We start from the raw sequence: 20654 nt of genomic DNA, 5'->3' as shown, positions 1-20654 counted from the left end.
TGCTCCACGTGGTTTACGGTGCCTTCATGCGTGACGATCATGAAGGCCGTGCCCGCTCCGGCCGTACGCGCGCCGCGCTCCGGACCGTCGCCGGGTGGTGGGCCGCGTTCGCCGCCTCGCCCTTTCTGCCCGCTGTCGTGATCATGGTCATCGCCGCCACGGCCGCCGGGCTCTTCGCGGGCTCGTACACGTACAACATGGCGAACCCGACACCGCACGGGATCCCCGCCGCGGTGGTCGGCCCCACGCACACCGCGACCGCCACCGCCTTCGTGGAGGGCATGGAGAAGCAGCTCAACGCCTCGCTCGAACTGCATCCCTACGCCACCGGCGCCGCCGCGCGCCACGGAGTCGAGGAGCAGCAGGTGTTCGCGATCCTGACCTTTCTGCCGCACCACGTCGACTTCGCGGTGGCGAGTGCCGCCGGGGCCTCCGTGGCCCAGGTGCTCACGGAGACCGCTCCCGCGGTGGGCAGGTCCCTCGGTGTGCCGGTGCGGATCACCGATGTCAAGCCCCTCCAGAAGGGCGATCCGCGCGGACTCGCGCTCTTCTACATCTCGATCGCGGCCGTCATCATCGGCTTCGTCGGCGCCACTCAGCTCAATGTCCACGCCGGCGCGCTCACCCCCGGGGCGCGTATCGCCTGCACCGCAGCCCACTCGCTGCTCGGCGGATTCTCCATCGCGGCGGTGGTGGACTGGTGGCTGGGCGCGATCCGGTTCCCGTTCGTCGAGTCCTGGCTGATCCTGGCGTTCACGATGTTCACCACCGGCATGGTCTTCACCATGTTCAACACCCTTGTCGGGCGGTGGGCGCTGGTCCCCACCTGGGGGCTGATGGTGGTGCTCGGCAACCCCTCCTCCGGCGGAGCCGTCTCCTGGCCGCTGCTGCCCTCGCTGCTGGGCCACATCGGACGCTGGCTGCCGCCGGGCGCCTCGATCAACGCCCAGCACACCGCCGTCTACTTCGGCAACGCGCAGCACGCGTTCCCCTTTGTCGTCCTGGCGTGCTGGGCACTGGTGTCGACGGCCGTCTTCCTGATCTGGCGCGAACGCCACCCCGGCGGCCACGGGTCCGCCTCCGCCCCGCCGGACGGAAGCACTGGCCGGGACCAGGATGCGGGCGCGGTATGACCGGTCCGTACGCATGGCTCTACCCTGAGCGCCATGAACGCAGGGGGCCAGGAAAAACGCGTGATCGACGGCCGGTTCGAGCTGCTGGGCCGGCTCGGCGCGGGCGGTATGGGAATGGTGTGGCGCGCCCGTGATCTGGCGCTCCACCGCGAGGTGGCGCTCAAGGAGGTACGGCCGCCCGATCCCGCGCTGCTCGCCGCGGATCCGACGGCGGCCAGGACGCTCCGCGAACGGGTGCTGCGGGAGGCCAGGGCACTGGCCAGGATCGATCACCCGGGAGTGGTGACGATCCATCACATCGTGGACGCGGCGGACATCGCGCATCCCTGGATCGTCATGGAGCTGGTGCAGGGCCAGTCGCTCCAGGAGCGGCTCGCGGAGGGCCTGCTGACTCCCGGCGAGGCCGCCGCGCTCGGCCGCGGAGTGCTGGCGGCGCTGCGCGCGGCGCACGCGGCCGGGATCCACCACCGGGATGTGAAGCCCGCCAATGTCCTGCTGCGCCCGGACGGCAGGCCGGTGCTCACGGACTTCGGTATCGCGGCGCTCCAGGGAACGAGCGGTCTGACGGCCACCGGTGAACTCATCGGCTCCCCCGAGTACATCGCCCCCGAGCGGATCCGCGGCGACGAGGGCCGTACCGCCTCGGACCTGTGGTCGCTGGGCATGCTGCTGTACGTGTCGGTCGAGGGCACGCATCCGCTGCGCAGGACCACGCCGCTCGCCACGCTGGCCGCCGTGCTCGACGAGGAGATACCGCAGCCCGTACGGTCCGGGCCGCTCGGGCCCGTGGTGATGGCGCTGCTGGACCGGAACCCGGACGCGCGGCCCGAGGCGGCCGAGCTGGACCGGCTGCTCGCCGCGATCCCGCAGAACCCCGGTTTCGGGCCGGCCGCGCCGGACACCGCACCGGCGCCCCTGCCGCCGACCCTGGTGACGTCCCCGCCGCCCGCTTACGGGTACCGGCCGACCCCGCCGCCCGTTTACGGGCAGCACCCCGCCCCCTCACCCGGCTTCCGGTCGCCGACGGCGCCCTTCTCGGCGCCCGCCTCGCCCGCCCCGCGCGGGCCCGCGCCCGTCACCACCGCCCCGTCGCGCCCGGTACGCGCCCGCAGGAACCCGGTCGTCCTGATCGCGACCGCCGTCGTCGGGGTCGGTCTCACCGGCGTACTGGTCTGGAACCTGATCCCGGACCGCACCGTCGACGACAACTCCCCCGGCACGGACCGGACCGTGAGCGGCGCCCCCGTCGATCCCGGCGCTCAGACCTCCGATCAGGGCACCCCGTACCAGCGGTCCACGGACTCGCTGCTCACGCCCTCCGCCGCCAGAGAGGTGATCCAGAAGCTCAAGCCGGTCATGGGCGGCACGGAGGTGACCGGGTTCAAGCTCTACAGCGAGTACGCGTCGGCGGACGCCCCGGTCGCGGGGAACAAGAAGCTGTACGACACCTATGACTACCGGGGCGGCCGGACGACCAAGAGGGCGGGCGGCACGCTCTCCGACGACGACGGCACGGTCGACCTGACGTCGATCAACTGGGACGCCCTGCCCGCTCTGCTCAGCAAGGCCGAGAAGGATCTCGGTGTCGACAAGCCGACCTTCCGCTATGTCGTCGTCGAAGGCGCCTGGACCTTCGCCGACGACAAGCCCACGCTGCTCGTCTATGTGTCGGACGACTACGGCGGTGCTTATCTGGCCGCCGACATCTCGGGCAAAGTGCTGGAGAGCTACCCCAGGGCGGGGAGCTGATCCGCCGTCACCCGTACGGCGGCGAACAGCGGTCGAACAGGGGCGGCGGGGACAACCACCCGGCCCATTCGCGTGTCATCTCAGTCGAGCGGCGCGGAACATGACCCGTGCCGGGCGTGGACGCGTCCGGCGCCGTGCCGCCCTCGACCGATCGACCGAAACGGGGAAACCTCCATGCGTATCCGTCCTGTCCTCGCCGCACCCGCGGCAGCCGCCTTCGCCCTTCTCCTGCTGGCCGGAACCGGTACCCCGGCCGCCGTCGCCGCCGGCCCGGCGGCCCTCCCCACCTGCCGCGAGTCCGCGGTCTCGGTGAGCGCCGCGCCCGGTGCCACGGCCCATGCCGTCCGGATCGGCGTGACCAACCGGAGCGGGCGCGCCTGCGTCGTCAACCGCATCCCCACCGTCACCTTCGGGGACCTGGACGGCGCGGCCCTGCCCGTGCCCCCGGTGGAGAGCGCTCCGTACCGGCTCGCCGCCAAGGGCTCCGCGTACGCCGCCGTGCGCACCCTCGACCCGGCCGCCACGGAAACCCGTACGGTCGCGTATCTGACGGTGGCGGCCGACCCGTCGCACTACGGCAGGTCGTTCGACGCGGCTTCGGTGGGATCCCCCGGCGGCATCCTCGTCTGGGAGCCGGTCACCACGCTGTGGCAGCCCACCCGCGCCGCGGCGGACGCGGCCCTCGCCGCCACGGTCCGCTGACGTCCCGCCGGGGTCCGTATGCCCGGCGGACCCCGGCCCGTCGGGCGCCTGGCAGAGTAGAGGGGCCGGATGGGACGTACGGACAGTGGGGTGCGGCAGGCGTGACGGACGAGGGCGGAGTGAGCGGTGTGGAGCAGGACAACCGGAACAAGACGGAGTCGCAGACGGTCGCGGGGGCGCCCTGCTGGGTGACACTCCTCTCGCGTGAACTGCCCGCGGCCCAGGCCTTCTACGGTGATGTGCTGGGCTGGTCGTACCGGCCGGCGGGGCTCGGGGACGACTTCTGCGTCGCCCTCGCCGACGGGATGCCGGTCGCCGGCATCGGCGCGCTGGCCTCGTCCCTCCAGGTCGCCGTCTCCTGGACGCCGTACTTCGCGGTGGCCGATGTGGACGCGGCGGCGGCCCGGATCAGGGAGCGCGGCGCGACCGTGGCGGTGGGTCCGCTGGCCTTCCACTCGGGCCGGGCGGCCCTCGCCACGGATCCCGACGGCGCGGCCTTCGGGATCTGGGAGGGCGCGGTGCGGTCGGACTGGACGGTGGGGCGCGGGAGCGCGCCGGCCTGGCTGGAGCTGCGCACCCGCGACACCACGGACGCGGCCCGCTTCTACAGCCAGGTCCTCGGCTGGGCGCCGGAGACCGAGGGTGGTTTCACCCTCGTACGGGAGGACGGTCACGCGGTGCTGCGGCAGGACGAGCACGTGGTGGCCAAGATCCGGGACGGCGGTGTGCGGGCCGTACCGGATCCCCGGATCAGGCCGCGGTGGCATGTGTACTTCCGGGTGCCGGAGGTGCCGGGCGCGGTCGACGCGGCGCTGAAGAGCGGGGGCGCGCTGCTGTCGCCCGAGGCGCCGTCGCCGGAGCTGAGCGAGGCGACGCTGCGGGATCCGGACGGCGCGCTGTTCACGGTGACATCGGAGGCGACGGGCTGACGGCCCGGCCCTCGGGCGGACGAACGGGCGCGCGGCCGGCATCGGTTCGGCGCGCGTCCGGGCGTCCCGGGGCCCCCGCCGCCTCGGGGCGCCGGGTCCCTTCCGGGTCAGGCGGGCCGTTCCGGGGGAACGCCCTCGACCTCGAAGACGACCTCGTCCTCGTAGCACCACCACCAGCCCTCGCCGGGCTCGAAGGAGCGGATGAGGGGGTGGCCGGTCGCCTCGTAGTGCCCGGTCGCGTGCTTGTTCTTGGAGGAGTCGCAGCAGCCGATGTGCCCGCAGGTCTGACACTCGCGCAGATGCACCCAGGTGTCGCCGAGCGCCACGCACTCCGGGCAGGCGTCCAGGCTATCCGGGTCCACCGGCCCCACATCCGCGAGATGACTGCAGATCATCCCGCCGATCCGCTCTTCTTCCTCGTCCATCATGCCGCCGCCCGTCCGACCGCACCGGTCCCGTCGAGTCAGTCGCCTCTTCACCGTACGACCGGTCCCCCGTGACCGCCAGCAGAGCGCGACCGCCCGGGGAGCGGAGCCCTCGGCGGGACCCGGGAGCGGAACGCCGGTACCCGCCCTGAAGCAACTTGACACGTCTCTGACATCGGAGAACTCTTATCACCCGGCGCTCGGCCGGGGCCGAACGGGGTACGGGGGGTAGTGGAGTGACACAGACGCGCGCGCGTATACGGATGGGGCTCTCGGGGAAGGCCACGGCGGCGAGCGCGGTGCTGGCGCTCGCGGTCCCGCTGGCCGGTTGCGACTCGGCCGGTGACAGCGGCGGCGCGGCGGCCCCGTCGGTCAGCACACCCGCTCCGAGTCCCACGCCCACCGTCGAGCCCGCCGCGTACCGTCGGGCGCTCACCACCACCCTCGGCCCGCTCGACAAGGCCCTGCGCGCGGTGGACCGGGCGCGGGAGGGTGCCGCGCTGAGCAAGGCGCTCGGCACGGCCGCCGGCGCGGCGAACACCGCCGCCTCCTCACTGGACACCGCCGAGACCCCCGAGGACGCCGTCAGCGGCAATGCCGCGCTCGCCGCCTCGCTGCGCGGGCTCAGCCAGGATCTGGAGGACGCACGGGCCGACGGCGGGCGCTGCGCCACCTCGCCACGCGTCGAGCTGAACGCGGCGGACGGTCTCCAGCCCGTACGGGACGCCGGCGCCGCCCTCTCGGAGCTCGGCTATCCCGTCCATCTGAAGCTGCCGAGGACCGAGAAGCCCAAGCACCGGCGGCTCGGCAACGGCTCCTTCGTGAAGGACAGCGGACGCGGCGGCCTCGGGCAGCTCACGATCAGGAACGGCACCAGCTCCGACGCGGTGATCTCGCTGACCCGCGGCAAGCGGACCGTCTTCACGGTGTATGTGCGCAAGGACTCCAAGACGACCGTACGGCGCGTCAAGGACGGTTCGTACACGGTCTACTTCACGTCGGGCACGGACTGGAACGCGTCGAAGAAGTCCTTCACCCGCGACTGCTCCTTCGAGAAGTTCGACGACAAGGCGGACTTCCGCACGGTCGAGGTGTCCGGGGGCACCCAGTACACGGTGCTGACCTTCTCGCTCGCGAAGACGATCGGCGGCAACGCCACCACCAGCGAGGTCCCCGCGGACGAGTTCCCGTCCTGACCCGGGCGGCCGGGAGGCGGGTGATACCCGCCTCCCGGCCCCCCGGAAACGGGATGACAGATTCCGTACGACTTTCAACATATGGCGTACGAGCTGCCGTCACCCGGTCTTCACATGGCCGCTCGAACATCTGACTCGCTGAGCATCACAGGTATCGGCGAGGAGCAGAGATGGGCCACGGCCACCACCACCCGCACAACCACGGGCACGACCACACGCACGACAACCCGGCCGAGAACGGCCCGCTGCCCGCCGCGCTCGACGCCGGTGTGCCGGACAGCGAGCTGTCCCCGAGCCAGCTCTCCCGCCGCTCGATGCTGCGCCGCGCGGGTCTGCTCGGAGCCGGTCTGGCCGGTGCGGGCGTGCTGGGCGGTGCCGCGACCGCCGCCGCCGACTCCAGCGGCTCCCCCTGGGCGACCGTTCCAAGAGCAACGGCTTCCTGTGGCTGGCGGGCGACCACCACATCCACACGCAGTACAGCGACGACGGCAAGTACCGCGTCATCGACCAGGTCCGCCAGGGCACGGCGCACGGCCTGGACTGGATGGTCATCACCGACCACGGCAGCCAGACGCACGCCAAGATCGGCGTGGACAAGGTCAACCCGGACATCCAGGAAGCCCGCGAGAAGTTCAAGGACCAGCTCGTCTTCCAGGGCCTCGAGTGGAACATCCCGGGCGCCGAGCACGCCACGGTCTTCGTCCACCCGGGCCGCAACGAGGTGGAGGTGCTGAAGAAGTTCGAGAACGACTACGACGGCAGCCTGCACCCGAGCAGCGACAACGGCGTCAACGAGGCGCTGGCCATCTCCGGCCTCCAGTTCCTGGCCGAGCAGGTCCGCCGCCGCAAGGTCGACGACGCCGTGATGCTGGCCAACCACCCGGCCCGCAACGGCATCGACTCGCCGCACGAGATCCGCAACTGGCGCGACGCCACCTCGGCGGACCACCCGATCGCCATCGGCATGGAGGGCGCCCCCGGCCACCAGGCCGCCGGTCTGCCCAAGCCCAAGGGCGGCGGCCAGGCCCGTGGCTTCTACGGCAACAACCCCAACGCCAACTCCTTCCCGGGCTACCCGGCGGACAGCTACCGCACCTGGGGCGGCTTCGACTGGATGACCTCCACCGTCGGCGGTCTCTGGGACAGCCTGCTGGCCGAGGGCAAGCCGTGGTGGATCACCGCCAACTCCGACTCGCACCGGGTCTACGCCGACCCCTCCGTCTACGGCCCCGACGACAACTTCACGGGCAACGGCCGGCACTCCGACCCCGTCTACGGCAACGACGGCCTCAACCTCACCGAGGGCGACTACTGGCCGGGCCACTACAGCCGTACGCACGTCGGCGCGGACCGGTTCTCGTACGCGGCGGTCATGGACGGCATGCGCGCGGGCCGTATCTGGGTCGACCACGGCGCGCTGATCAGCGGTCTCGACGTCCGGATCAAGGGCAGCAGCCGCTGGACGACGCTCGGTGGCGCGCTGCACACCAAGCGCGGCGACAATGTCGAGCTGACCATCGACATCTCGCTGGCGAACGGCGCCAACTGGGCGCAGTTCGTGCCGAAGCTGGCCCGTGTCGACATCATCCAGGGCGATGTCACGGGCCCGGTGCGCGACAAGGACACCTTCACCGCGCCGACCGCCAAGGTCGTCAAGTCCTTCGAGGTCAACAAGTCGACGGGCACCGTCAGCCTCACGTACAAGCTGGGCCGGGTGTCCACCCCGCTGTACGTCCGGCTGCGCGGCACCGACGGCAACCGCAGCGCGGTGGGCGTCCACGGCGCGGCGGTCGACCCGTTCGGCCCGGCGCTCGACGTCGTCGGTGACGCCGACCCGTGGAAGGACCTGTGGTTCTACTCCAACCCCATCTGGGTCCTGCCTTCCTGAAACGGATCCTGAGAGCGGGGAACTTTCCGAGACGGTCCGCCGTTGAGGAAGAGTGAGAGGGTGCGGGCCGGAGTCCCCGGTTCCACACCTTCCCCCTGTACGGCCCCGACTGGAATCCCCCGTCCGGTCGGGGCCTCTCTCATCCCGGGCGCGGACTCCGGGCGGCTGCGGTGAGGCGACGATGGCGGGCCCGGGCGAGGCGGCGGAGCGCGGTGGTTTCGAGGCGGCCACGGGCGACGGACCGGCGCCCGACGCGGAGCCGCGGGCGCGGGCGGCCGAGGTCCGGGTCGCCTTCGAGGGGCTGCTCCAGATCCGGCGGCTGACGTCCACGGGCGCCGGTGATCCGGCATCCGTGCCGGCGCCCTGGGAGCGGCAGCGGCCGGTGCGGGCGGTGGCCCTGGCGCTGGAGGCGGCCGGGCTGGCGCCGTCGGCGGTGGACGGAGAGGGACGGCGGACCGTGACCGGGTTCCGTGTGCTCGCCGGGGAGCGGCCCGCGAGCGTACGGGTGGAGTGGCTGGGCCCGCCCGGGGGCGGGGTCGCGCAGCAGGAGAAGCGCGCGCTGGCGGAGTGCGCGGCGGTGCTGGAACGGCTGGGCTGGGAGGCGCTGCTCTACAGGGGGCCGCGCCGCCACCGCTTCCTGGAGGTGGAGCCGCTCCCCTGAGCAGCTCTTCTGAGCCGCTCCCCTGAGCCGCCGCACCGGTCCGTCCTCAATCGCCTGACCGACCGGCTCACCTGACCGACCGGCTCAGCCGGGCTCCGCCAGCTCGCGCAGCACTTCCGTGTGGCGGGGTTTCCAGCCCAGTACGGACCGGGCCCGTGCCCCCGTGAGCCGCTGGTCGAGCGCGAACGCCTCGGCGACCGGCCCCATCCGGTCGACCGCCTGAGCGAGCGTCAGCCGTTCCGTACGGCCTGGGCAGCCTGCGGCGCGCCCGACCGCTCCGGCGATCTCGGCCAGCGTGGGGTGTTCCTCGGTCACCCCGGCGAAGACCGATCCGGCGGGCGCGCCCAGCGCCAGGACGTACAGCTCCGCGATGTCCTCGACATGGACCACCGTCCAGTGGTTGGAGCCGTCGCCGATCAGGGGCACCGCCCCGGACTCCCGTGCCGGACCGGCGAGGAACGTCTCGATGAGCCCGCCGCCCCCGCCGTGGACGACACCGGGCATGACGACGACCGGGTGTCCCCCGGTGGCCGCGCGGGCAAGGACGCGCTCCTCGTTGGCGAGCCGCCACGCGGTGATCGGCGGCGGGTTCCTGGGCGCGTCCTCATCGACGACGACCCCCGTGTTCCCGTACACCCAGACCCCGCCGGTATGGACGTACGGTCCGGCGCCCACGCCGTCCTGCAGGGCGTCGGCGGCCCCGCGGTCCACGGTGGCCGCGTCGGCCGAGGCCTCGGCGCCGAGATGGATCACACCGTCCGCCCGGGACGCGGCCTCGCGCAGCACATCCGTATCGGTGAGGCTGCCCCGTACGGGCTCGGCGCCCAGCCGGGACACGGTCCCGGCTGACCGGTCGCTGCGGACCAGCGCGGTGACACCGATCCCGTGGTCGCGCAGGGCGGCGATGGCGCGGCGGCCGATATAGCCGGAACCGCCCGTGACGAAAACCGTGCTGACCGGCATGTCCCGCCTCCGCTGCTCCCGGGCCGCTGTCCGTCCCCCGCCATCCTGCTCGACGGGCGGCCGCGCCGCACGCCGGAACGGACGGAGCGGCCCGCCGACGGGATCTCCGTCCGCGGACCGCTCTCACGGCCGTCTCCCAGGCCTCGGGAAGGGACCTGTCAGGGGTAGGCGACGAGGTTCGCCACATTCGTGGCCGAGTTCGACGGGCCTCCCCGGTCGTTGATCACATGCCGGATGGTCCCGGTGCCGCCCAGGGACACCGTCACCATGTTGCGGAACCGCACATTGACGTTGTTGGGCACCTCGAAGGCATGCTCCGCCGTCACGCTGTTGTTGACGTTGAAGAAGCAGTAGCTGCCCAGACCGTACGCCTGGTGGCTGGTCACGGAGTCGGCCACCTTGTACGCGGCGTATCCCTGGGTCCCGCCGTTCATCCAGGCCGCCTGGTTGGGCGGGTCGTACGGCATCTCATTCTGGTAGAAGTACGTCTTCCCGCCGTTGCCGTTCCAGATCGTCTGGTGCTTCTGGTAGTGCTCGACGAACAGGCCGTACATGGTGACATCGGCGCCGTTGACGACCAGCCCGGTGTCCGCGGTGTTGGTGTTCCAGCCCACCCCGCTGCCGTGGTCGGCGCGCCAGATCCACATGTGGTCGCCGATCACATTGCGGCTGTTGACGACCAGGCTGGTGGTCGCCTTGCCGACGCCCGCGCCGCCGACGCGGAAGAACACGTCGTGCAGCGAGGTCGGGTTGGCCGCGTGGCTCGCGGTGGAGCCGTCGGCGCCGACCTCCATCAGGCGCTGGGAGTTGACGGGCCCCGCGTCGATGAGCAGACCCGCGACCTTCACTCCGTCCACATCGGCGACCGACACCGCGGTGATCCCGTTGTCCGGGATGAAGGTGGCGAGGCCGAGCCCGAGGACGACGGTGTCCGGCCTGGTGATCCTCAGGGTCTGGTTGAGGTGGTAGACCCCGGGGGTGACCAGCAGGTTCTTGCCCTGTGCCAGTGCGGCGTTGAGATCCGCCGCGGTCGCCCCGGGCTTCGCGATGTAGAACTGGTCCAGCGGGATCGACGTACCGGCCGGAGCCCCGGCCGACCAGGTCGTACCCCTGGAGTTGTTCCGCAGCGCCGGGACGAACACCTTGTAGGCGCCGGCCTGGTCGACGTACAGGAACGGCTTCTCACGGACCTGCGGGGTCTGGTCGACCGTGGTGTAGGGCGGGCTGGGGAAGCTGTTCGCGGGCGCGTTCTGGGCGCCGACGAACACCATGTTCCAGTTGGATCCCGTCCAGCTCCCCCATTCGGTGTTGCGGGAGAGCCACTGCTGCTGCGAGCCGGACCTGACCTGCCCGTCGACCTTGGAGTCGGCCATGAAGCCACCGCTCGACCAGCCGCCGTCGTCCAGTGCCAGATTGCCGCGGACATGCATACGGCGGTACGGCGCGGCCTGCGAGACGGCCCAGCGGTCGGTGCCCGAGGTGGGGGTGACGGAGAGGTTCTCGGCGCTGCGCCAGAAGTTCTGGGTGGCGTTCTGCGGCGGGAACCAGTCGGCCTCGACATGGACCGAGCCCCGGATGTTCACCTCGTCGGGCGACAGACCGAGACCGGCGACCTGGGTGTAGAAGCCGACGTTCACATTGGCGTCGTAGGTGCCGGGCTTGAACAGGAAGGCGGCCCGCTGGGTGCCGAACTGATTGGTCTCCTGCTGGCGGAAGGTGGCGTCCACCCGGCTCTGGATGGTGCCGGCCGACATCGACGGATCGAAGACGACCACATTGGGTCCGAGGTCGGGCGTGCCCGGGGGCACCGGCGGATCGGCGGCCTGCACCCGGAAGGACTGCGCGCTCGATCCGTTGCAGGTGTACTGCTGGAGCTGGACGCTGTCCGCGGTGGAGGCGGCGGGCACATCGAGGCACTTGCCGCTGCCGCGGTTCACGAAGTGGTACGCGCCGTCGGCCTCGGCCACCGGCTGCCACTGCTGGTTGGCGCCGTCGCCGTACGTCCAGAGCTGGATCGGCGCGCCGTCGGCGGCCGAGACGTCGGTGACGTCCCAGACCTGGTTCTCGGCGTTGCGGTTGCCGGCCCTGACGAAGCCGCCGCTGGTGGCGGCGAGGCTCCAGTGCTGGGCGAGGCTGCCGTTGCAGGTGTACTGCTGTACGGCGGTGCCGTTGCCGGTGGCGGCGGCGCGGGCGTCCACGCACTTGCCGCTCGCCTTGTTGACGACGGTGGTCCACCCGGTGGGCGGCGCCGCAGCAGCGGCACCGCCCACCGTGACACCGCCCTCCACGGCGGTCCCCGCCGCGGCCTCCTGCTGGGGCAGGGCGGCCGACGACATGCAGAGAGCCACTACGGTCAGCAGCAGCGTGAGCGGGGACAGCCGGTGGTACCGGTGGCGGCCCGGCGTGGCGCCGCCACCGTACGAGAGCGTGTTCATGTGTTCTCCCCGCCGGTCAGCCGGCGTACTGCGCGAAGACGCGGGTGAAGTCCCACGCCTGCTGGCCGATGCCCGAGCAGGTGTCGGCTCCGCCGCCGGTGCAGGGCCGGTCGCGGTTGACCGACCAGAAGGTCAGCCGGGCGAGATGGTGCTGCTGCGCGTAGGCGAGGATGGTGCGGAAGTCCGCGACGGTCACCGTCTCGTTGTTGTCGGTGATGCCGTTCATCGACGAGATGCCGATGCGGCGGTACGTCTGGTCGTCGCTGTACCCGTACGCGTTCTTGACCGCGGTCTTCAGGCCCTCGGCCGCCCGGGTGGTGAGCGTGCCCATGTTCTGGCCCGTGCCGCCGAAGTTGAACGGCATGATCGTCCAGCTGTCGACGGTCAGACCGGCGGCGGCGGCGCGGTTGATCAGGCTGGTGTCGGGGCCGTTCTGGCCGGTGCCGAAGGTGATGTACACCTTGATGCCGGGGTTGTTGGCCTTGATGGTCTTCAGCGCGTCCACGGTCCGCTGCTGGACGGTGGGGCTGTCGTACGCCGCGGCCTCGATGTCGATGTCGATCGCCTTGAGGCCGTACGCGTTGATGACCTTCTGGTACGCGGCGGCCAGCTCACCGGCGCTGGAGCAGGAGCTCTCCAGCTTGTTGCCGCTCCACCCGCCGAAGGAGGGGATGATGTCGCCGCCCGCGCCGCGCACGGTGTTGATGGTCTGCTGGTCCACGCCGCCGGTCAGCGGGCGCCCGCCGTCCCACTGCGGGTTGCAGTAGCCGTTGCTGAGCACGAAGGCCAGGGTGAACCACTTCACGCCGGTCGCGTTCATGACGGTGACCGGGTTCGGCGGGCTGCCCCAGCCGTTGTAGATGTACGGGGCGACCGCCATGGGGCCGCTCGCGGGCGGGTTGCCGCCGCCCGAGGGCGCGGTCCACTTCTGGTTCGCGGCGCCCGTGCAGGTCCAGATCTGGAGCCGGGTACCGTTCGCGGAAGTGTTGCCCGTGACGTCCATGCACTTGTCCGCCTGGGTGTTGACGATGTCGCGCGCGGCGGAGACGGTCCACTTCTGGTTGGGCGTGCCGGCGCAGTCCCAGATCTGGAGCTGGGCACCGTTGGCGGTGCTGTTGTCCTTGACGTCGAGGCACTTGCCGAGGGCGCGGATCGAGCCGTCGGAGGCGACGTCCCACTGCTGGGCGGCGGAGCCGTTGCAGTCGTAGAGCTGGACGGCCGTGCCGTTGGCCGGGTTGGCGCCCGCCACGTCCACGCACTTGCCGCCGAGGCCGGTGATCGTACCGACCGCAGCGACGGCGGCGGTGGCCGGGGCGGGCGCGGTGACCAGCGCGGCGCCGGCCGCGAGCGGCAGGGCGATGAGCAGGGCCAGGGATCTGAGGGTCTTGCGGATACTGCCCGCGGCGGACATCAGCGGTTCACCGTCCACTTCTGGTTCGCGGTGCCGGTGCAGGTCCAGATCTGGAGCCGGGTGCCGTTCGCCGAGCTGTTGCCCGTGGCGTCCATGCACTTGTTCGCCTGGATGTTCACGACATCACGGGCGGCCGGCAGGGCCCACTGCTGATTGCCGGTGCCCGCGCAGTCCCAGATCTGGAGCTGGGCGCCGTCGGCGGTGCTGTTGTCCTTCACGTCCAGGCACTTGCCGAGCGCGCGGAGCGAACCGTCGGAACCGACCGACCACTGCTGGGCGGCCGAGCCGTTGCAGTCGTAGAGCTGTACGGGGGTGCCGTTGGCCGGGTTGGCCCCGGCCACGTCCACGCACTTGCCGCCGAGGCCGGTGATCGCACCGCCGCCTCCGCCAGGGCCGTTGTCGTTCGTGGTGACGCGTACGTAGTCGACGACGAGCTGCGAGGGGAACGGGGTGCTGCTGTTGGGGTCGCCGGGCCAGTAGCCGCCGACCGCCAGGTTCAGAATCATGAAGAACGGCCTGTTGAACACCCAGGCCCGGCCGCCGAGATCGGCGGGGGTGCGGCGCTGGTAGACATTGCCGTCGACGCTCCAGGTGATGGAGTCGGGCGCCCAGTCGATGGCGAAGGTGTGGAAGGCGTCCGCGAACGCCTGGCCGCCGGGCAGGGTGTAGCCGGCGCCGATGCCGCCCGAGCCGGAGTAGCCGGGGCCGTGCAGGGTGCCATGGACGGTGCCGGGCTCGAAGCCGACGTTCTCCATGATGTCGATCTCACCCTGGTCGGGCCAGCCGCCGCCGGTGCTGCCGAGCATCCAGAAGGCGGGCCACATGCCCTGGCCGCGCGGGACCTTCATCCGGGTCTCGACCCGTCCGTACTGCGCGGTGAACTTGCCGGCGGTGTTCAGCCGGGCGGAGGTGTACTCGCACCGGCCGTACCAGCACTGGTAGTTGCCGGGGTTGTCCTTGCGCGCGGTGATGACCAGGTTGCCCTGGCCGTCGAGGGCGGCGTTGTTGTTGCCGGCGGTGTAGTACTGCCGCTCGTGGTTGTTGACGTTGTCGCCGGTCTCTATCTGCCACTTGCTGCCGTCGACGCCGGATCCGGCGGGCCCGTTGAAGTCGTCGGAGAAGGTCACCGCCGCGATCGCGGCGGCCGCCTCGGCGCGGGGTTCGGGCGCGGAGGCCGCGGAGGCGGGGACCGCCGCCAGCACGCTGGTACAGCAGAGCAGGGCGAGCGCGGAAAGCGCGATTCGGCGTCCCAGGGGGATTCGCACAGGTCATCACTTCGCTTCAAGTGGGGGGTCATGCGCATGACATAGCACCGAGGGGGGACTGTCCGGAGGAACACCTCGGGCGCTTATTTCAGTACTTGATTTAAGGGAGGGCGCGAGGGGCCGTCAAGGAGCTGGTATGGACCAAAGTTGGCCAGCTCCTTGGTCATTGCTCATCCATATGAACGCAGACCCTCCGGAACCGGGCGGTCCGGGAGCCGATCCACGATTGACTTGACCTGCACATGACCGGCAGTGTGTGTTTTCGCACAGCCCCACGGGCCCACAGGCCCGGTGGAAGGCTCCCCCCGCCGGAGAGGACAGTCACCCATGTCCCGTCGTCAACTCCCCACTCTACGCGCGTTGCTGGTGCTCGGTGCCGCCACCGCGGTGCTCGCCACCACCGCTGCCGCGGCACCGGCCGCCACGCCGCCCCAGGCCCCGGCCCCCGCCCCGGGCACGGCCCGTACCCTCGCCGCGCTCGACGACACGTACTACCAGGGCGCGCTCGGCAAGACCGGCCCCGCGCTCAAGTCGGCCCTGCACACGATCATCAGGAACCAGACGAAGATCTCGTACGCACAGGTCTGGGACGCGCTCAAGAGCACCGACCAGGACCCCGCGAACAGCTCGAACGTGATCCTGCTGTACTCCGGCCGGTCGCAATCCAAGTCGAGCAACGGCGGCAACTCGGGCCAGTGGAACCGCGAGCACGTCTGGGCCCAGTCCCACGGCGGCTTCGGCACCTCGGCCGGCCCCGGCACCGACCTCCACCATCTGCGCCCCGAGGACGTCGGCGTCAACGGCATACGCGGGAACAAGGACTTCGACACCGGCGGCAGCGCGGTCTCCGGTGCCCCGGGCAACTACACCGACTCCGACTCCTTCGAGCCGCGCAACGCGGTCAAGGGCGATGTCGCGCGGATGATCCTCTATATGGCCGTACGGTACGAGGGCGGCGACTCCTGGCCCGACCTCGAACCCAACGAGCGGGTCAACAACGGCTCCACGCCCGCGATGGGCAAGCTGTCCGTACTGAAGCGGTGGAGCGACCAGGACCCGCCGGACGCCTTCGAGAAGCGCCGCAACGAGGTCATCTACAGCCAGTACCAGCACAACCGCAACCCGTTCATCGACCACCCCGAATGGGTCGAGGCCATCTGGTGAGCGCGGCGCGGCATGCCCGTGCCTGACCGGGCCCGGTGCCAGACTGTGCCGCGTTAACTCCAAGCGCCCCCACCGGGGAATGCTGGCCGGAGCCCCCGGGGACGCGCTTCCCCCGGGGGCTCCGGCTTGCGCGGAAGCTGCGGCGGTCGGCGGTCGGCGCCGAGCACTCCTGGACATGTGTCTATACTTCCTGAGCACATGTCCAGTTGTTTCTGCCGAGTTCGGGGGGACCCACGTCATGGGGACAGCCGCGCACATACTCGTCGGCCTGGTGGCCGCCTTCCACGTCTACATCATGGTTCTGGAGATGTTCCTGTGGGAGCGCGCACCGGGCCGCGGGCTCTCCGGGTTCGACGCCGAGATGGCACGGGCGACCGCGCCGCTCGCCGCCAACCAGGGCCTCTACAACGGGTTTCTGGCCGCCGGGCTGTTCTGGGGGCTGATCGCCGGCGACCCGACCGGCTACCGCGCGCAGATCTTCTTCCTGATCTGTGTGGTCGTCGCCGGGGTGTACGGCGGGATCACCGCGAACCGGCGCATCCTGCTCGTCCAGGCGCTGCCGGGCGCGGTCACCCTGGCCGCCGTCCTCGCGGCGGGATGAGCGGGACGTTCCCCGGGACACCCCCCGGGCCCCCGCCCGGCGGTCCGCCGGGCCGTCCTTCCGCCGGCCCGGCGGGCGATCCCCGTACGGCCAGGACCCGGGCCAGACTGCGGCAGGCGCTGCTCGACGAGTGCGCCGAGCGGCCGTTCGAAGAGGTCGGTGTCGCGGCCCTGGTGCGCCGGGCCGGGACCGGCCGGGCCACCTTCTATCTCCACTACCCGGACCTCCAGGCACTGGCCGTGGACGCCTGCGCGGAGGTGGTACGGGACGCGGTGGACGCGCTGCACGCCTGGCGGGGCGTCCCGGATCCGCGTGTCCCGCCGCCGCCCCTGACCGTCTTCTTCACCGGTCTCGTCCCGCACGCGGCGCTCCACCGGGCCCTGCTGCGCCCGGGCGGCGGCGGACCGCTGGGCGAGCTGCTCCACCGCGAACTGCGCGAACGCAGCCGCGCCGAACAGGCCCTGGCCGGGGTGCCCGCCCCCGAGCTGATCGCCTCCGCGGTGGCCGCGGCCTTCACCGGGGTGCTGGCGGACTGGCTGCACGGCCTGATCGAGGACACTCCGGAGGGCATCGCGGCCCGGATCTGGCGGCTGCTGGTGGCACTGCACCGCCATCAGGGCAGGCCCTGAGACCGGAACTTCGGCCGGGAGTCACCTGGGCACCGCCGGGGCCGGCACCGGGCACGCCACCGGGGCCGCCGACCGGGGCTGTCGACGGGTACCGCCCGTACACCCTGCTCCGCGCGGCCCGTGACATATGCCACGAGCATCGCCGGATCGAGTGTTGCCAAACGCCTTACGGCCCCGGGGTGCCTGTGCGAGAGTTCATAACAGTCCATCAGTCGGACGTGACAGCGCCGCGCGCGTATCGGAGTACGAGATGCCGTCCCCCCTCTTCGCGGACCGTCCTGCTCAACAGCCTCCCGAGCCGGGGACGGTGGACGCGCTCATCACCCAGACCCGTCGGCTGCGCGGCGAGATGGACGCCGTACGCCGGGACACCACCGCGGTCGACGACGGTGGCACCCGGGTGCGCTGGCAGCGGGCGCTCTGCGATCTGGCGGTCCATCAACTGGACGATCTGGGCGCGCACTTGGACCAGCTCAGGGACGGACCGCCGGACGACCCCGCTGCCCCGGAGGATCTCCGCGGGACCGCGGGCCCGGCGCCCGGCCGGGTCGGCAGCGCCGAGTGGGACCTCCTCACGGACGAGGTGAGCTGGTCGGACGAGCTGTACGAGATCCTCGGACGGGCGCCGGAGAGCGGCCCGATGACGCTGGACGAGCTGCCCTCGCTGGTGTTCGACGACGATCGGGCTCTGCTCACCGCGCTGGTGACGGACTGTCTGATCGACGGGCGCCCCATCGACGGCGAGTTCCGTATCGTCAGGCCCGACGGGCGGGTCCGTACGCTGCACATGAGGGGCGAGCCGGTCCTCGACCCCGACGGCTGCACCGCCTCCATGTGGGCGGTTCTCCGCGACATCAGTGAACTGCGGCGCAGCGAGCGGACGGTACGGGACAGGCGTGACTCGCTCCGTCGCGAACAGCGGATCACGCAGACCGAGCGGCGGCTCGTGGCCGAGTTGCAGGAGGCCGTACTGCCGTCCTGGCGCGGTGCGTTACGGACTTCCCGGAGCGGCCCTGCCGCGCTCGAACTGGCCGCGCGCCATCTGCCGTCCGCGGCGGACCCGCTGAGCGGCCGTGACTGGTACGACGCGCTCGAACTGCCGGACGGCGACACCCTGTTGACCGTGGGCGATCTCACCGGCCAGGGCATGGCGGGCGCCTCGTCCATGGCGATGACCCTGGGGGCACTGCGCGGTATGGCCGTGGCGGGCATCGAGCCCGGGGCGCTGCTGGGCCATCTCAACCAGCTTGTCGACGCCTCGGAGCAGCCCGCGCTCGGCAGTGTGCTGTGCTCCCGCTACCGCCCGGCGACCCGGACCTTCTCCTGGGCGCAGGCGGGACACCCCGCCCCGCTGCTGTTCCGCGGCGGGACGGGGCGCGTACTGACTCCGCCGGACGGTGTCCTGCTCGGGGCGGTCCCGGGGGCCGCCTATGAGCAGGCCGATGTCCGGCTGCTGCCCGGAGATCTGCTCGTACTGCACACCGACGGGCTGACAAGCGCCGATGACAGCCCGGGGACCGAGCGGGACCGGCTCCTGGCGCTGGCGCCCCGGCTCGCCGGGACCCGCAGCGCACAGGAGTGCGCCGGGGCGGTCGTCGAGGAGTTCGGAGGGACCGAACGCGCGGACGACGCCTGTGTGATGGTGGCCAGGGTCGGCGGCTGACCCCCGGAGGGACCGGACCCGCGGGCCCCTCCCCGTACCCGCACGCCCCGTCGTACGCACAAGCTCCGCCGTACGCACAGACCAGCCGTACCCGATTCCCGCAGCCTCCGGCGAGAGCGCTAGATGTCGGCGCCGCCCGTCCTCTTGGCCGCCTTCTTGGGCAGTGCGAGCTGGATCTCGTGGCGCAGGTCCTCGATCTTCCCGTACCCCGCGTACTCCCCGGTGAGCCGGTACATCTCGCGCAGCCGGTCCCAGGTGCGGTGCGAGGAGGTCTCCCCCATCGACACCAGCGCCAGGCGCGCGTACCGGTCCGCCTGCTCCGGGTCGTCCGCGATGAAGCAGGCCGACGCCATCGAGATGTAGTCGAAGATCTTGGACCGCTGCCGGCCGCCGCCCCGCAGTTCCAGTGCCTTCTTGGCATGGCGCTGCGCCACGGTCGCCGCGGCCGGTTCATGGTCGGCGAGGGTACGGAACGCCAGGGCCTGCATCCCGTGCATGTCGGCCTCGTCGAACATCTGCATCCAGCAGGGCGGCGGCACATCGCCCTTGTCCGACACGAAGAGTTCCTCCGCCTCGCCGAGCGTGCGGCGCATGGCCTGGCCACGGCCCATGGACGCCTGCGCCCAGGCCTCGATGGTGCGCAGCATGGCGCGGGTCCGGGGCAGAGTCTCGTCGCCAGAACCGGACTTGGCGAGCTTCATCAGATCGAGCGCCTCGTCGGGCCGGCCGAGGTGGACCATCTGCCGGGCCGCTCTGGACAGGGCCTCGCCCGCGCGGGGACGGTCGCCGCCCTCGCGCGCGGCATGGGTGGCGATAACGAAGTACTTCTGGGCGGTGGGTTCGAGGCCGACGTCGTGGGACATCCACCCGGCGAGTACGGCGAGGTTGGCGGCGACGCCCCAGAGGCGCCGCTGCAGATGGTCGGGGTGCCGGTAGGCGAGCATGCCGCCCACCTCGTTGAGCTGCCCCACCACCGCCTTGCGCTGGAGGCCGCCACCACGGGCGGCGTCCCAGGCGCGGAACACCTCGACGGAATGCTCCAGCGCGTCGATCTCCTGCGACCCGATGGGGGCGGCCTCGTAACGGTCGAACCCGGCGGGGTCGGTGTGCAGGGGGTCGTCGATCCGGGGGGCGTCCTGCGACAGTGCGGGGTCGGAGTGCAGCCAGTCGTGCATGGCACTGGTGAGTGCGGAGCCTGCGGTGAGCGCGGCACCCGCGCCCACCAAACCGCGACGGTTGAGCATGAGGTCCATTCCCGTGAATTCGGTGAGGACCGCAGCCGTCCGGTCGGGTGCCCACGGGAGACCGTCGGGGTTGCCGCTCTTCCCGGCGTCCCCGGCGACTCGTCGTTTCCCCGCGCGTCCGCTCCGCACGAACCCGAGATCCTCAATGGTCACGACACGACCGAGCCGCTCGGTGAACAGAGCTGCCAGCACTCCCGGCACGGGATCGCGCGGGGTCTCCCCCATGTCGATCCAGCGCCTCACCCGCGAGGTGTCGGTGGCCAGTTGGGGGTGGCCCATGGCCGCCGCCTGCCGGTTCACCAGCCGTGCGAGTTCGCCCTTGGACCAGCCGGCCAGGCCGAACAGATCCGACAGACGGGTGTTGGGTTCTCCGCTCACGTCAAGCCCCCAGGTTCTCGGCTGACTTGACACTACCCCCGGGGGCCGCGTGGCGACTATTCGCCAGGGTTCGCCAGGGTGCGCCAGATGGTGTGCCACCCGCGCCCGGGTGTCGGGTAGGAAAGCGCCACCCCGCCCCGGCGGCAGGACGTACTCCCCAGGGTGCCGAACGGCCGGCGGGCGGGGTGGCGCACGCAACTCGTCGGCACACGAAGGGA

At 71.6% G+C, this 20654-nt stretch carries 16 protein-coding genes and 1 pseudogene; 11 read left to right on the top strand and 6 right to left on the bottom strand.

Annotation, left to right across the window (positions count from 1 at the left end):
• The first annotated feature begins 26 nt into the window (after positions 1 to 26).
• The 4 genes from KQY30_RS34415 (at position 27) to KQY30_RS34400 (ending at position 4513) form a co-directional block, all read left to right on the top strand.
• A complete protein-coding gene (locus KQY30_RS34415; RefSeq protein ID WP_254407463.1) occupies positions 27 to 1133 on the top strand; it encodes an ABC transporter permease in 1107 nt (368 codons plus the stop codon).
• Positions 1134 to 1166: 33 nt separating this feature from the next.
• Complete coding sequence (locus KQY30_RS34410; RefSeq protein ID WP_217310413.1) at positions 1167 to 2882, top strand: protein kinase; 1716 nt, start codon at positions 1167 to 1169, stop codon at positions 2880 to 2882.
• 174 nt (positions 2883 to 3056) lie between these two features.
• Positions 3057 to 3584, top strand: a complete 528-nt coding sequence (locus tag KQY30_RS34405; RefSeq protein WP_217310412.1) for a DUF4232 domain-containing protein — start codon at positions 3057 to 3059, stop codon at positions 3582 to 3584.
• Positions 3585 to 3772: 188 nt separating this feature from the next.
• Complete coding sequence (locus KQY30_RS34400) at positions 3773 to 4513, top strand: VOC family protein (RefSeq protein WP_254407736.1); 741 nt, start codon at positions 3773 to 3775, stop codon at positions 4511 to 4513.
• Positions 4514 to 4620: 107 nt separating this feature from the next.
• Here KQY30_RS34400 and KQY30_RS34395 read toward each other — a convergent pair whose 3' ends face one another.
• The gene (locus tag KQY30_RS34395; protein WP_254407462.1) at positions 4621 to 4941 is read right to left on the bottom strand and encodes a UBP-type zinc finger domain-containing protein; all 321 of its coding nucleotides are present in this window, start codon (positions 4939 to 4941) and stop codon (positions 4621 to 4623) included.
• Positions 4942 to 5174: 233 nt separating this feature from the next.
• Here KQY30_RS34395 and KQY30_RS34390 point away from each other — a divergent pair, with 233 nt between their 5' ends.
• The 3 genes and pseudogenes from KQY30_RS34390 (at position 5175) to KQY30_RS34380 (ending at position 8683) form a co-directional block, all read left to right on the top strand.
• Positions 5175 to 6134 carry a hypothetical protein gene (locus tag KQY30_RS34390; RefSeq protein WP_254407461.1) on the top strand — a complete coding sequence of 320 codons (960 nt, stop codon included), beginning with the start codon at positions 5175 to 5177 and terminating at the stop codon, positions 6132 to 6134.
• Positions 6135 to 6304: 170 nt separating this feature from the next.
• Positions 6305 to 8022, top strand: a pseudogene (locus KQY30_RS34385) (PHP domain-containing protein).
• 181 nt (positions 8023 to 8203) lie between these two features.
• Positions 8204 to 8683, top strand: a complete 480-nt coding sequence (locus KQY30_RS34380) for a hypothetical protein (RefSeq protein WP_217310411.1) — start codon at positions 8204 to 8206, stop codon at positions 8681 to 8683.
• Between the two features lie 84 nt (positions 8684 to 8767).
• Here KQY30_RS34380 and KQY30_RS34375 read toward each other — a convergent pair whose 3' ends face one another.
• The 4 genes from KQY30_RS34375 to KQY30_RS34360 all read right to left on the bottom strand — a co-directional run bounded on the left by KQY30_RS34375 (position 8768) and on the right by KQY30_RS34360 (position 14694).
• Positions 8768 to 9646, bottom strand: a complete 879-nt coding sequence (locus KQY30_RS34375; RefSeq protein ID WP_217310410.1) for an NAD-dependent epimerase/dehydratase family protein — start codon at positions 9644 to 9646, stop codon at positions 8768 to 8770.
• Positions 9647 to 9804: 158 nt separating this feature from the next.
• Positions 9805 to 12081, bottom strand: coding sequence for an RICIN domain-containing protein (locus KQY30_RS34370; RefSeq protein ID WP_254407460.1), 2277 nt, complete (start codon positions 12079 to 12081; stop codon positions 9805 to 9807).
• 16 nt (positions 12082 to 12097) lie between these two features.
• The gene (locus KQY30_RS34365) at positions 12098 to 13492 is read right to left on the bottom strand and encodes a ricin-type beta-trefoil lectin domain protein (RefSeq protein WP_217311487.1); all 1395 of its coding nucleotides are present in this window, start codon (positions 13490 to 13492) and stop codon (positions 12098 to 12100) included.
• Positions 13492 to 14694, bottom strand: a complete 1203-nt coding sequence (locus KQY30_RS34360; RefSeq protein ID WP_254407735.1) for a family 16 glycosylhydrolase — start codon at positions 14692 to 14694, stop codon at positions 13492 to 13494. The genes KQY30_RS34365 and KQY30_RS34360 overlap by 1 nt, the downstream gene beginning before the upstream one ends.
• A 390-nt stretch (positions 14695 to 15084) precedes the next feature.
• On the opposite strand from KQY30_RS34360, the gene KQY30_RS34355 reads away from it, so the two are divergent.
• From KQY30_RS34355 to KQY30_RS34340, 4 genes are all read left to right on the top strand, one after another.
• Positions 15085 to 15921 carry an endonuclease I family protein gene (locus KQY30_RS34355; RefSeq protein ID WP_217310408.1) on the top strand — a complete coding sequence of 279 codons (837 nt, stop codon included), beginning with the start codon at positions 15085 to 15087 and terminating at the stop codon, positions 15919 to 15921.
• 238 nt (positions 15922 to 16159) lie between these two features.
• Positions 16160 to 16522 carry a DUF1304 domain-containing protein gene (locus KQY30_RS34350; protein ID WP_217310407.1) on the top strand — a complete coding sequence of 121 codons (363 nt, stop codon included), beginning with the start codon at positions 16160 to 16162 and terminating at the stop codon, positions 16520 to 16522.
• On the top strand, positions 16519 to 17151 hold the full coding sequence (locus KQY30_RS34345; RefSeq protein ID WP_217310406.1) for a TetR/AcrR family transcriptional regulator: 633 nt from the start codon (positions 16519 to 16521) through the stop codon (positions 17149 to 17151). The genes KQY30_RS34350 and KQY30_RS34345 overlap by 4 nt, the downstream gene beginning before the upstream one ends.
• A 250-nt stretch (positions 17152 to 17401) precedes the next feature.
• A complete protein-coding gene (locus tag KQY30_RS34340; protein WP_217310405.1) occupies positions 17402 to 18814 on the top strand; it encodes a PP2C family protein-serine/threonine phosphatase in 1413 nt (470 codons plus the stop codon).
• Between the two features lie 119 nt (positions 18815 to 18933).
• Here KQY30_RS34340 and KQY30_RS34335 read toward each other — a convergent pair whose 3' ends face one another.
• Entirely contained in the window at positions 18934 to 20436 is a 1503-nt protein-coding gene (locus KQY30_RS34335) for a hypothetical protein (RefSeq protein ID WP_217310404.1), read from the bottom strand.
• Positions 20437 to 20654 lie beyond the last annotated feature (218 nt).

It is taken from the genome of Streptomyces sp. GMY02 (assembly GCF_019056675.1).
GTDB lineage: Bacteria > Actinomycetota > Actinomycetes > Streptomycetales > Streptomycetaceae > Streptomyces > Streptomyces odonnellii.
Note: the sequence above shows the minus strand (reverse complement) of the source record. Positions and strands in the feature narration are given on the sequence as shown.